Origin of the sequence: Sediminibacterium ginsengisoli (assembly GCF_900167075.1) — a bacterium.
Classification (GTDB): domain Bacteria; phylum Bacteroidota; class Bacteroidia; order Chitinophagales; family Chitinophagaceae; genus Sediminibacterium; species Sediminibacterium ginsengisoli.
This window is the reverse complement of record NZ_FUWH01000007.1, coordinates 62,080-73,254: the sequence shown is the minus strand read 5'-3', so window position 1 is coordinate 73,254 and position 11,175 is coordinate 62,080. Positions and strand designations below refer to the sequence as shown.

Genomic DNA, 11,175 nt, shown 5'->3' with positions numbered 1-11,175 from the left:
CATATGGAAACAAAAATAAGGCTGGCAGGGATCTCCGGCAGTCTCAGGAAAGATTCCTTCAATACGGCATTACTGCGCACCGCAGCTACATTGTTGCCGGAAGATGTAACGATGGAAATATTGCCTATCGGTGATCTTCCGTTGTACAATGGCGATCTTGATGTTCCAGCTGTGCAGCAGAGACCAGAACCTGTAAATATTTTCCGCGAAGGATTGAAACGGGCACAGGGGCTGGTGATCGTTTCACCTGAATACAATTATTCTATCCCGGGTGTTCTGAAAAACGCGATGGACTGGGCTTCGCGTGGAGAAGATTCCCCTGTTATCAAAAAACCTGTAGCCTTAATGGGGGCAACGCCCGGCCTCTGGGGAACGGTTCGAATGCAGGTTGCCTTCCAGCCGCTTTTTCTAACACTGGCCATGCCTGTGATCTATAAACCCGAAGTGCTGGTAGCGGGAGCCGAAAAGAAATTCACAGCAGGCAAACTCACAGATGAAACGGCCATCGAAATGGTAAAGAAAAAGCTTGCGGCGCTGACAGATCACATTCGTAAAAACAGTATTGCATAACCTATATTAAAACATCTTTTATGAAAGCATTGGGCATTATCCTGATTGCGGCTGGTGTATTCATGATCTTTTTCCGCAATATCAATTTTACGCAGGAAAAAAAAGTGGTAGACCTCGGCTCTGTTGAGATCAGCAAGAAAGAAAGAAAAAGCGTTACCTGGCCGGTTTATACAGGTGGTGTGGCAGTTTTCGCAGGCGTATTGGTTTTACTGGGCGCCTCGAACAAGAAAAGTTAGTGCCCGGATGAATGATGGCATGTTTTTTTCTGTAAGAATAACAGTCTCTTACAGGATCGGTTGCGATTCAATTCACAAAAATCCGCTTCCTGCTCCGGGGATACCGGAAATGGAAAAAAGAGCAATTAAAGGGACCTGGTTAACGCCATGTCCCTCCTTTTTTTCATAGATATGGCACGATAATTTAAAACGCACTTTAAACTCATTTCACTAAAATTTAAAGTATGAAAAAGACTTTCTTCCCATCTTTCAGAAACGCATTTTTGCCGCTGATGGCTATTGTTTCTGCCTGCTTAATGATGACAGCCTGCGGCAATTCCGAAGAGAATTCCAAAAAAGAAGCAGAAAAAGAAAATGAAGCAAAATTTGATAAGCCCAGTGAGAAAGATGCGCAGTATATCGTAGACGCATATGCAGCAAGTCTCTATGAAGTGAGGGTTGCAGATACTGCCAAAAAATATGCAGTTACACAGGATGCCATTACCCTGGCCGATGCGGTACTCCAGGCTCACACCAGTATGAGCGAACAACTGCGCAGCCTCGCTACTGCCAAACAGGTGAGCCTGCCTACCGATATCACACCGGCACAGAACGATAAGCTGTCTAAAATGACAAAAGAAAAGAAAGTAAAATTCGATAAAGATTATACTGACTGGGTGGTAAGTGACCACAAAGACGCGGTTTCCATGTATGAAAAAGCATCACAGGATGCCGGCGACGCGGATATCAAAGGCTGGTTCACAACCACATTGCCTGAACTCCGCAAGCACCTCGATGCGGCTACAGCCACCAACGATAAGGTAAAGAGCATGAAATAATCCCTGCGCAAATTCCGATGGTCGTTTTAAATACAAGGTCCCTGCACAATGTGCGGGGATTTTTTTGCAGAACAATTTCCCCAAAAATGATTTTATCACAGGCATGTTTTTTTGTTTTTCCCCTGAAAAGAAACAATGGCAAAAAAGGCAAATAAAAAACAGCCGCCGCAAAAGCAGCGCTTGCCGGGATCTGAACAGGTAATGGATCCACGGCCATTGGTAGACGATAAGACCTATCTGCCATCCGGCATGCTTTCGGGGAAAGTGGCAGTGATTACCGGGGGCGACAGTGGCATCGGGAAAGCTGTGGCAATATTATTTGCGAAAGAAAAAGCCCGGATCATGATCGTATACCTCAACGAGCATAAAGATGCAAGGGAAACAAAAAAGATCATTGAGGGTTATGGAGGTGAAGCCATGCTGATGCCCGGGGATATCAGTGATGAGGCATTCTGTAAAAAAGTAATCACTAAAACTATCCGGCAATTCGGACAGCTGGATATACTGGTCAATAATGCGGCTGTTCAGCACGATGAAAAAAGCCTGGAAGATGTAACTACCAAAAATCTGCAGCAAACCTTTGCCGTAAACGTATTTTCCATGTTCTACCTCACCAGGGCTGCATTGCCGCATATGAAAAGAGGCGCATCTGTTATTAATACCGCTTCTGTAACGGCTTATCGCGGCAGCCCTGAACTGCTTGACTATTCTGCCAGTAAAGGTGCAGTTGTTGCCTTTACAAGGAGCCTGGCATCCAATCTGGTAGATAAGGGTATCCGTGTTAATGCTGTTGCTCCCGGTCCGATCTGGACGCCGCTTATCCCTGCTTCATTCAGTGCAGAGAAAACAAGCAAACATGGTTCTAAAAGCCCCTTTGGCCGGGTGGGCCAGCCTATAGAAGTGGCGCCATCTTATCTCTTCCTGGCAAGCACAGGCAGCAGTTATATGAGTGGCCAGGTATTACATCCCAACGGGGGAGAAATTGTTAACGGATAAAGAATGAGCTATGCCCGAAGGTCCGAGTCTTGTTATATTGAAAGAAAAAACTGAAAAGTTCAAAGGCAAAAAAGTACTGGCAGTCTCCGGTACTGCAAAAGCTGATATCGAGAAGGTAAAGAACCAGGTAGTGAAAGAAATTGCTACCTGGGGCAAACATTACCTCATCAGGTTTGCCAAAACCACCATCCGAGTACACTTGCTTATGTTCGGTACTTATACGATCAATGAAAGGAAGGAAGATCGGCAGCCGCGGCTCTCACTGAAATTCAGTAACGGCGAAATGAACTTCTATACCTGTGCAGTAAAAATGATAGATGAGGATCTTGATGAAGTGTACGACTGGAGTGCCGATGTGATGAATGAAAAATGGAGCTCCGTCAAAACGTATAAAAAGCTACAGGAACAAAGCAATAGCATGATCTGTGATGCATTGCTGAACCAGGAGATCTTTTCAGGTGTAGGCAATATCATCAAGAACGAAATACTGTTCCGGAATAAAATAGATCCGCGCAGCCGGGTTGGCGCGATACCGGATAAATTACTGAAAGCGCTGATAAGGGATGCCAGGACTTACAGCTTTCTCTTTCTGGAATGGAAAAAGAAGTTTGAACTCAAAGCGCACTGGCAAGCCTATCACAAAAAAGAGTGCCCCCGCGACCATACACCCATTCATAAATCGAATACCGGAAAAGGCAAACGCCAAAGCTTTTATTGTACAACTTGTCAGAAATTGTATAACTAAAAAGGAAGGTGACCACTGAACCTCCGGGAGACGTCAGCTGCGAAAGTGCGAGATCGGTATGGTTAACCATTAACCAAAAGATCCAAACCAGTCTTTGCAGAGATGCCTCTTTGGGTTCGGTACCGAGGGCAGTGCAGGTAATCGAAATGCTGCGCAGCATATTTCGATAGAGGCCAAAGAAGCGTTGGCGCAAAGACGAGGCCCAGCGGCCTGAGCGGCAAATGCCGGCACTCGCGTGAAGGTTGAAAACTATAATCAGCTTTAGAAATAGCAGGATCGTGCCGAGCTGAGTTCCCTCCGGGAGGCATCAGCGGCGAAAGAGTGAGTACAGTGCCGGAATTGGAATTAGTATCTGTAACCTGCAAAGTATTGCTGGCCAGACGCCAGCAATGGCGTGCTTTTTGAATACCGGGTTTATACATTCCTCACTAATCACCAGCTGTTATGAAACAAACACATTCACACAACCAGGCCATCGGTACAATGGCAGTTGATACAGGCAAACAGGTTCGCAAACAGAATCCTGTCCATATGGATATGATGCCTGTATTTATTACCGACTATATTTCAATGTCATTCCCCAATACGGGAAATAAAGACCTCAGCAAAGGGCAACCTATGAAAACATCTCAACAGCCGCGCAGAAAATAAAGCCTGTTTTGCTGGCATGGGAATTTTCTGTTTTAAGTATACAAAAACGAAAAACTATGGAAAACAAACAAACAAATATCCAGATACTGAATGATCTGATCGCGATCAATAACGATCGTATTGAAGGTTATGAAAAAGCTATCAAAGAGCTTGGGGGTAAAGAGGCAGACCTCGATACACTTTTTCTTTCCCTGATAGACCAGAGCCGCAAGTTCCGCAATGAACTGGGCAGCGAAGTGCAGACACGGGGCGAACAAATGGAAAGCGGCACCACCACCACCGGTAAGATCTACCGTGCGTGGATGGATGTAAAAGCCGCGTTTTCCGGAGACGACAGGCAAACAGTTCTCAACAGCTGCGAATTTGGTGAAGATGCTGCCCAGAAAGCGTACAGAAGCGCCCTGGAGTCGGATGATCTTTCCTCCTACCTGCGCGAACTGATTACACGTCAGAAACAGGAACTGAAAGAATCGCACGATAAGGTAAAAGCATTGCGTGATTCAGTTACCGCTTAATTCAAGTCAATAAAAGATATTGTTTAACAGATAAATTTATATTTATGCTACAGGCACATAAAGAAAGGCAAAGCAACAACATCCAGGTTAATTTCAACATTTCAAAAGAAGTGGCATACTGGGCCAGGAAATACAACATAGAACCACAGCAGTTGAAAAGCATATTCGAACAAACCGGTTATTCAATATCAAGAACAATACAGCTGATGCAGCAACAGGCCGCACAATAATTTATATATATATCAGGCAATAAAAATGACCGGCATCTGCCGGTCATTTTTATTGATAAGGTGATTGTATTAAACGGGAATGCGAACCCTGGCGGCGATTTTGTCTTTGTCGCCGATAATCGTCAGACTGGCACCTTTGCCATATCCGATGAAGAGCCGGTTTTTCAGATCCGTGATGGCGTGGTTTTCGTGTGCGCTGTATTCTTCAACATTGCCGGAACAGAGAACGGCAAATTCATGAATATCGCCATCGAATTGCGAACTGATGCGGATATTGCCACCCTTTATATCATTACTTACACCGTATTTTAAAGCGTTCTCTACCAGTGCCTGCAGCATCATAGGCGGAACGGGCTGATCGAGGGTTTCGTCATCTATATCGTAACTGATATCAAGCCGGTCTTCAAATCTTATTTTTTCAAGTGCAAGGTAGTCTTTCACGATATTGATCTCTTTCTCAAACAACGTCTTTTCCATTTTATCGCCCTGCATACTGCTTCGGAGGATATTGCTCAGCTGCGTGATAGCCGATCTTGCCCGTACCGGGTCTTCCATCACCAGCGCCCTGATGCTGTTGAGCGAATTAAAAATAAAATGCGGGTTAATATGCGCTTTCAGGGTTTTGATCTCGAGCTCCTTCAGCATACCTTCCAGCCTTGCCTGATCGAGCTGCTGCTGTCTGGTTTTACGCACATAATGATAAGTTACATACAAAAGATTCCACAGGAGGATGAAGTGAAAATAGGAAAAAGCAAAACGGATAGACAGGTTCAGCATCGTATAGTTCAACGACAGCTCTTTATTCTGTATTCCCAGCAGCCTTTCTGCAAAAACGATCGACGCACCGATCAGGAATGAGCAGCAGAGTGACGCCAGAAAGAGCGACGCTACCTGTTTTTTTACCGGCAATGATAAAATGCCCGCCTGGTGAATCACGAACCGCATCAAATGGGTAAACAGCAAACCGAGCACTGCATGAGCAATCAGTTGCTCATAGAAGTAGGGTTGCGGAGCTGTCCGGATCTTGATATAAAAGAAGATATAAACCAGGCAGTAAACAGTCCAGCCACATAGCTGGAAAAGCCAATATGTCAGTAAATGTCGTCTCATCGGGGATTTGAAGGTATTTATTCATTTTATTACTGCATAATCGAATATATATACGGTAAATAAGATGGTTGCCCGGTTGAATTTTTTAGCACCTCCTGTAATCGGAGGATAACCATTCGTAAATAATGTATAAATTCAGCACCTCAATACAATTGCTTATGGTAAAAAGATCACTTATTGCCGTTTCCTGCCTGTTACTGGCTGGCACCGGAATGGCACAGGTAAAACCTGAATGGAATGCAGTATTCAAAAACATCAACACCGAAGTGCAGTCCAACTCCAAAGCGTATGCTACCTTAAAACAGGCTACCGAAACCATCGGCCACAGGCTTACCGGTTCGGAGAATGGAAAAAAAGCGGAAGAATATGCTTATAACCTGCTGAAATTATATGGTTTCAAAAACCTGCGCTACCAGCCTTTTGAAGTAGAAAGCTGGAGCCGTGGCACTATTTCCGTTAATATCGGTGCAACAACTTCTGCATTACACCCGGTGAAAGCTGTAACACTTGCTCATTCGCCGGTTAAAGCTGATCTTACTGCTGAAGTGGTAGACATGGGAAATGGACTGGAAGCTGATTACCAGGCCAGCCAGGGTAAAGTAAAAGACAAGATTGCACTGGTTTACCTCGGTGTTTTACCAGGTTCGCCGGCGGGTACCAAAAGCCTGCACCGTTCAGAAAAAACGGCTATCGCTACCAAATATGGTGCTAAAGGCATTATTATCATCAATACAGCTGAGGGCGGTATCCTGCTTACGGGTACGGCTTCGGTTACCGGTAAGCTCATCCCGATACCGGCGGTATGTATTGGTAAGGAAGATGGACTGGCGTTTAAAAAAGAAGTTGCTGCCGGCAAACAGTATGCACATATCACCATGACGAATTTTTCAGGCCTTATCAAAGCCCGTAACGTGATCGCAACCATCAAAGGCAAAACACTGCCGAATGAAAAAGTGGTAGTAGGTGGTCACCTCGACAGCTGGGATCTTGCCACGGGTGCCATTGACAACGGTATCGGCTCATTCTCCGTACTGGATATGGCCCGCACTTTCCAGGCATTGAAACTTCAGCCCGAAAGAACAGTTGAATTTGTGATGTTCATGGGTGAAGAAGAAGGCCTGCTCGGCTCAAAAGCTTATGTGGATGCAGCTGTAAAGGATAAAAGCATCGACCAGATCAGGTACATGCTCAACTACGACATGACCAATGATCCGAAAGGTTTCTCCACCACGGCAGAAGAAAGTAAAGAACTGTTCCAGTCGATCGGTTCTATCGCGCAGCAGCTCGATACCACTTTCCGCAATACTTTCCGCACAGGTGCAGGCCTGCACAGCGATCACCAGCCGTTCATGCTGCATGGTGTTCCAACAGGTGGCGGAGCCGGAGGTGCATTGCCGAACAATGCAGGCCCGTGTTACCATGCCGATTGCGATAATTTCAAACTCGTGGATGAGCAGGGGATGAAAAATACTGTCAGGTACAGTGCAATGCTGCTGTACGGTATCGCAGATTCAAAAGAACTGAAAGCAAAACATTTTACAGACGAGGAAACAAAAGCCTTCCTGCTGAAGAATAATCTGAAAGAGCCGCTTAAAATAGCTGGTGAATGGCGCTGGGATGATTAGCGGCCTGTGTATCGTTCTGAAAAGCTGCAGTATTACACTGCAGCTTTTTTATTGCCGGAAAATCGTTCCTGTATTTTTAAAGCGAGGTATACGGAGATCACGGCCGCCAGCATACCGGCACCCACATCGAGCGGAAAATGCTGCGCGAGATAGATACGTGAATAACCTACCAGTAATGCGGCAGTAAAACCAACGGGGAATAACCATTTGCTGCGCCAGAGCAGGCAGGCCACCAGCAGCACTGAAAACGCCGTAGCAGTATGACCGGAAGGAAAACTGTTGATCGTATGCAGTTCCACGCCTTCAACAGTATGGATCAGCGAATGATCGGTGAGGGCTTGTGTTGGCCTGGGCTCGCCCGGGAAAATAAAATTCTTCGTGCCCTGTGTAAGTAATGTGGTGAGCAGGATGGTAGACAGTAATAGAGGTAATAACCTGCGTTTATAAATAATAAAATACAGGGCAACAGGAACACAGATCATGCCATCGCCCGCATAGGTCCAGTAGTGGAAAAAAACATCGGCAACTTTTCCCAGGTCGGTATTCAATAAAAGAAAGAAGTTATTCTTACCCATGAATAGCGATACAGCAACAAGCATAATACCTGTCACCAAAGTCAGTAAGGCGACTTTACGGAAATGATTGTAAAAAAGCGGCTGCGTCATGGCTGATGGATTAAGATGATCCTGCAGCGGCAAATCTATAGATAAACGGTCAGCCTGCAAGGCCCGGGGCTGCAGTTACAGCACTCACCACTGTAACGCCGCCCCCTTGCCTGCAATAAATATTAAACAACCCCTGCCAGTTCAAGGCTTCTTTTCTTCAGTTTGATGATATCCAGGTTATCGATCAGCGGTTCCGGTGTAAGGATCAGGGAAGTATTGTTCTCTTTCCACCAGTTGCTTTGGGTGAGCTGACTCAGGTGCAGTACGCCGATCAGGTATTTCCTTTCCTCCTGTGCATGCCATTCTTCGATCCATTCAAAATGATCTCTCGGGATATATTTCCAGTCGTCGAAGCTTACATAAACTTTCAGGTAAAAATCATTGCCCAGTTCATGGGGTTTGTGGTGATACCTTTTCTTGTATTCGTAACGGTAGTTATAACGCAATGCAGCAATATCGCTCAATACTGCAGAGGCAGTAGGAAAGCTGCCCGCGCCTTTTCCGTAGAAGAATTGCTTGTCGGCAAAACCACTTTCGATCACCACGCCATTGTATTCATTCTTCACAAAGGAAAGCGGTTCATCGTGTTTAACGAACTGGGGCAGCACAAACGCGGCAACAGTTCCGTCGGTCAGTTTTTTTGCCTGCGCCACGAGCTTGATATCATAATTCTTTTCGCGTGCAACCGTAGCATCGCTGAGCTGAATGTTCTGGATACCGCTGAAAAGGATATTGTCAGGGTGTTCAACAATACCATAGGCATGGTTCAGCAGGATGGCCCATTTATTCACGGCATCATAACCTTCCACATCCAGTTTTGGGTTGCTTTCTGCAAAGCCGAGCTGCTGCGCCAGCAGTAATGCTTCCGCGAAATCAAGCTTGTCCTCGAACATTTTGGTAAGTATGAAATTGGTAGAACCGTTCACGATCGCTTTGATGGAATGAAGCAGGTCATTGTCGTAATACTCTTCGAGGTTACGGATCACCGGAATGGATGCACAGGCGGCTGATTCACAGAGGAAAGGCTGGCCTGTTTTTTCCTGCAGTTCCAGCAATTCCGGTAAATGTTCTGCGATCATTTTTTTGCTGGCACTTACAACGGCTTTACCATTGAGCAGGGCAGTGGAAACAATTTCAAAGGCTGCATCTGCATCGTCGATCACTTCAACGATTACGTTTATAGCCGGATCTGATAACAGTTCTTCCCGGCTGGTAGTGAACAAAGATGCCGGCGCATCTCTTTTCTTTTCCGGGTTCTTGATACATACTTTCCTGATCTCTGCTTTCAGTGATGGTGTCTGCTGTAATACTTTATAAAGTCCTTCTCCTACAACGCCAAAGCCAAAAAGGCCGATCGTCAGCTGTTTGTGTGCTTCCATTTTACTGCTTGGTTATACGGTTACTGTGTTTGCTATGAATGTTTGTTTGAATGTTGCTGTTGTGGTGCTGAATGCCTGCTCCAGATCGAGCAGCAGGTCTTCTGCTTCTTCGAGTCCTATGGAAAGGCGGATCAGGCTGTCGCTCACACCGGCTGCTTTTCTTTTTTCAGCGGGAATCGATTTATGGGTCATATTGGCGGGATGAGATACCAGGCTTTTGATACCGCCGAGACTCTCTGCCAGTTTGAATAACCTGGTTGCTGTTACAAAAGCAATAGCTGCTTCTTCCGTGTCTTCCTTCAGTGTAAAGGATACAATGCCGCCGAAGCCTTTTGATTGTTTACGTGCGGTCTCATGACCGGGATGTACTGGCAGGCCTGGATAAAATACCTGGTCCACTGCCGGATGCTGCTGCAGATATTCTGCAATGGTCTGCGCAGATGCGCAATGCTGGCGTATACGGAGGTGCAGGGTTTCGATACCGCGGATAAGCAGCCAGCTGTCGAAGGGCCCGAGCACCGCGCCGCATGCATTCTGCAGGAATTTAAGCCTGTCTCCGATCTGTTTATCGGCAGCAACAACGATCCCTGCAATCAGGTCGCTGTGGCCACCCAGGTATTTGGTAGCGCTGTGAATAACGATATCTGCGCCCAGTGTGATCGGTTGCTGTAACGCCGGAGAAGCAAAAGTATTGTCTACGCAGAGCAGGCATCCGTTTGCTTTTGCAATGGCTGCAATGGCAGCGATATCGCTGATCTTGAGTGTTGGATTGGTAGGTGTTTCGAGCCAGATGAGTTTGGTTTTGGGAGTGATGGCTTCAAACACATTTTCAGGCCGGGAAGTATCCGTAAAAGTGACTTTGATCCCGAACTGCTCATACACCTGCGTGAACAGGCGGAATGCGCCGCCGTAGATATCGTCAACGGCAACGATCTCGTCGCCGGTTTTCAGCAGTTTTACCACAGCGTCTATTGCTGCAAGCCCGCTGGCAAATGCGAGGCCGGTACTGCCTTTTTCAAGTTTGGCCAGCAGTTGTTCAACGGCGGCCCTGGTAGGGTTGCCGCTGCGGGCATAATCATAGCCTTTGTTAACGCCTGGCGCTTCCTGTACAAAAGTGGACGTCTGGTAGATGGGCACCGAAATAGCGCCGGTCAGCGGATCTACCGGGATGCTGTGGATGAGTTCTGTTGCATTGCTCATGACTGAAGATGTTTTATCCTGCCTTGCCTGCAGCAAAGACAGCATAGTTAAAAATGTTGTTGAATCTTCTTGCAATACTTTGTCAGGGAGCCTGCTTACCGTATGGGCATTAAAAAACCCACCTGGTAAGTCAGATGAGCTTGAAATAGGATGACAGCGATAGCTGCGTGGGATCAAACTGTTACTCTGACTTATCTTCCCACACTTTCGTGTGGTCGGAATTGGCACCTTCGTACCGCTGAGTAAGCGATATGGGTTGCCAAGGCATCATAGGGCCATTTCCCTCTGCCTTTCTTGATAAGTTGTTGCTAAAAGAACTGATGCGAAGTTATGCAGCAAAAATCCAAATCTCCAAAAAAAACTTTCAGAAAATCCTTTTTTTCGTTTGAAACGCTTGCTGGTAAAGGGATTCTGTCCAATATAAAATTGCTATAA

At 46.1% G+C, this 11,175-nt stretch carries 13 protein-coding genes and 1 riboswitch; of the genes, 9 read left to right on the top strand and 4 right to left on the bottom strand.

Features of this window, described 5'->3' with window-relative positions; translation table 11 throughout:
• Nucleotides 1-3: 3 nt before the first annotated feature.
• The 8 genes from B5D42_RS12415 to B5D42_RS12380 all read left to right on the top strand — a co-directional run bounded on the left by B5D42_RS12415 (nt 4) and on the right by B5D42_RS12380 (nt 4,761).
• Entirely contained in the window at nt 4-570 is a 567-nt protein-coding gene (locus tag B5D42_RS12415; RefSeq protein WP_078831839.1) for an NADPH-dependent FMN reductase, read from the top strand.
• 20 nt (nt 571-590) lie between these two features.
• Nucleotides 591-806: a hypothetical protein gene (locus B5D42_RS12410; protein ID WP_078831838.1), complete on the top strand. Its 216-nt coding sequence runs from the start codon at nt 591-593 to the stop codon at nt 804-806.
• Nucleotides 807-1,030: 224 nt separating this feature from the next.
• Nucleotides 1,031-1,624, top strand: coding sequence for a DUF4142 domain-containing protein (locus B5D42_RS12405; RefSeq protein ID WP_078831837.1), 594 nt, complete (start codon nt 1,031-1,033; stop codon nt 1,622-1,624).
• A gap of 135 nt (nt 1,625-1,759) precedes the next feature.
• Complete coding sequence (locus tag B5D42_RS12400; RefSeq protein ID WP_078831836.1) at nt 1,760-2,620, top strand: SDR family oxidoreductase; 861 nt, start codon at nt 1,760-1,762, stop codon at nt 2,618-2,620.
• Nucleotides 2,621-2,630: 10 nt separating this feature from the next.
• Nucleotides 2,631-3,365: a DNA-formamidopyrimidine glycosylase family protein gene (locus B5D42_RS12395; protein WP_078831835.1), complete on the top strand. Its 735-nt coding sequence runs from the start codon at nt 2,631-2,633 to the stop codon at nt 3,363-3,365.
• Between the two features lie 444 nt (nt 3,366-3,809).
• Nucleotides 3,810-4,016 (top strand): hypothetical protein, encoded by a 207-nt coding sequence (locus B5D42_RS12390; protein WP_078831834.1) that lies wholly within the window; start codon nt 3,810-3,812, stop codon nt 4,014-4,016.
• Between the two features lie 56 nt (nt 4,017-4,072).
• Entirely contained in the window at nt 4,073-4,531 is a 459-nt protein-coding gene (locus B5D42_RS12385; RefSeq protein ID WP_078831942.1) for a PA2169 family four-helix-bundle protein, read from the top strand.
• A gap of 44 nt (nt 4,532-4,575) precedes the next feature.
• Entirely contained in the window at nt 4,576-4,761 is a 186-nt protein-coding gene (locus tag B5D42_RS12380) for a DUF3606 domain-containing protein (RefSeq protein ID WP_078831833.1), read from the top strand.
• 69 nt (nt 4,762-4,830) lie between these two features.
• Here B5D42_RS12380 and B5D42_RS12375 read toward each other — a convergent pair whose 3' ends face one another.
• The gene (locus tag B5D42_RS12375) at nt 4,831-5,871 is read right to left on the bottom strand and encodes a sensor histidine kinase (RefSeq protein WP_139367140.1); all 1,041 of its coding nucleotides are present in this window, start codon (nt 5,869-5,871) and stop codon (nt 4,831-4,833) included.
• 158 nt (nt 5,872-6,029) lie between these two features.
• Between B5D42_RS12375 and B5D42_RS12370 the strand changes: the two genes are divergently transcribed.
• Nucleotides 6,030-7,496, top strand: a complete 1,467-nt coding sequence (locus B5D42_RS12370) for a M28 family peptidase (protein ID WP_078831831.1) — start codon at nt 6,030-6,032, stop codon at nt 7,494-7,496.
• Nucleotides 7,497-7,528: 32 nt separating this feature from the next.
• Here the strand turns inward: B5D42_RS12370 and B5D42_RS12365 are convergent, their stop codons facing one another.
• From B5D42_RS12365 to B5D42_RS12355, 3 genes are all read right to left on the bottom strand, one after another.
• Nucleotides 7,529-8,161, bottom strand: coding sequence for a phosphatase PAP2 family protein (locus B5D42_RS12365; protein WP_078831830.1), 633 nt, complete (start codon nt 8,159-8,161; stop codon nt 7,529-7,531).
• Nucleotides 8,162-8,283: 122 nt separating this feature from the next.
• Nucleotides 8,284-9,540, bottom strand: coding sequence for a homoserine dehydrogenase (locus tag B5D42_RS12360; RefSeq protein WP_078831829.1), 1,257 nt, complete (start codon nt 9,538-9,540; stop codon nt 8,284-8,286).
• A 12-nt stretch (nt 9,541-9,552) separates the two neighbouring features.
• Entirely contained in the window at nt 9,553-10,785 is a 1,233-nt protein-coding gene (locus B5D42_RS12355) for a trans-sulfuration enzyme family protein (protein WP_317042013.1), read from the bottom strand.
• Between the two features lie 143 nt (nt 10,786-10,928).
• Nucleotides 10,929-11,044, bottom strand: a riboswitch (SAM riboswitch).
• Nucleotides 11,045-11,175: the final 131 nt, after the last annotated feature.

Bases quoted from the DNA above. Each gene is read 5' to 3' on its own strand.
- B5D42_RS12375 (WP_139367140.1), bottom strand. From the start codon at position 5,871: ATGAGACGACATTTACTGACATATTGGCTTTTCCAGCTATGTGGCTGG.
- B5D42_RS12415 (WP_078831839.1), top strand. From the start codon at position 4: ATGGAAACAAAAATAAGGCTGGCAGGGATCTCCGGCAGTCTCAGGAAA.
- B5D42_RS12395 (WP_078831835.1), top strand. From the start codon at position 2,631: ATGCCCGAAGGTCCGAGTCTTGTTATATTGAAAGAAAAAACTGAAAAG.
- B5D42_RS12370 (WP_078831831.1), top strand. From the start codon at position 6,030: ATGGTAAAAAGATCACTTATTGCCGTTTCCTGCCTGTTACTGGCTGGC.
- B5D42_RS12385 (WP_078831942.1), top strand. From the start codon at position 4,073: ATGGAAAACAAACAAACAAATATCCAGATACTGAATGATCTGATCGCG.
- B5D42_RS12355 (WP_317042013.1), bottom strand. From the start codon at position 10,785: ATGCTGTCTTTGCTGCAGGCAAGGCAGGATAAAACATCTTCAGTCATG.
- B5D42_RS12360 (WP_078831829.1), bottom strand. From the start codon at position 9,540: ATGGAAGCACACAAACAGCTGACGATCGGCCTTTTTGGCTTTGGCGTT.
- B5D42_RS12365 (WP_078831830.1), bottom strand. From the start codon at position 8,161: ATGACGCAGCCGCTTTTTTACAATCATTTCCGTAAAGTCGCCTTACTG.
- B5D42_RS12400 (WP_078831836.1), top strand. From the start codon at position 1,760: ATGGCAAAAAAGGCAAATAAAAAACAGCCGCCGCAAAAGCAGCGCTTG.
- B5D42_RS12410 (WP_078831838.1), top strand. From the start codon at position 591: ATGAAAGCATTGGGCATTATCCTGATTGCGGCTGGTGTATTCATGATC.
- B5D42_RS12405 (WP_078831837.1), top strand. From the start codon at position 1,031: ATGAAAAAGACTTTCTTCCCATCTTTCAGAAACGCATTTTTGCCGCTG.
- B5D42_RS12390 (WP_078831834.1), top strand. From the start codon at position 3,810: ATGAAACAAACACATTCACACAACCAGGCCATCGGTACAATGGCAGTT.
- B5D42_RS12380 (WP_078831833.1), top strand. From the start codon at position 4,576: ATGCTACAGGCACATAAAGAAAGGCAAAGCAACAACATCCAGGTTAAT.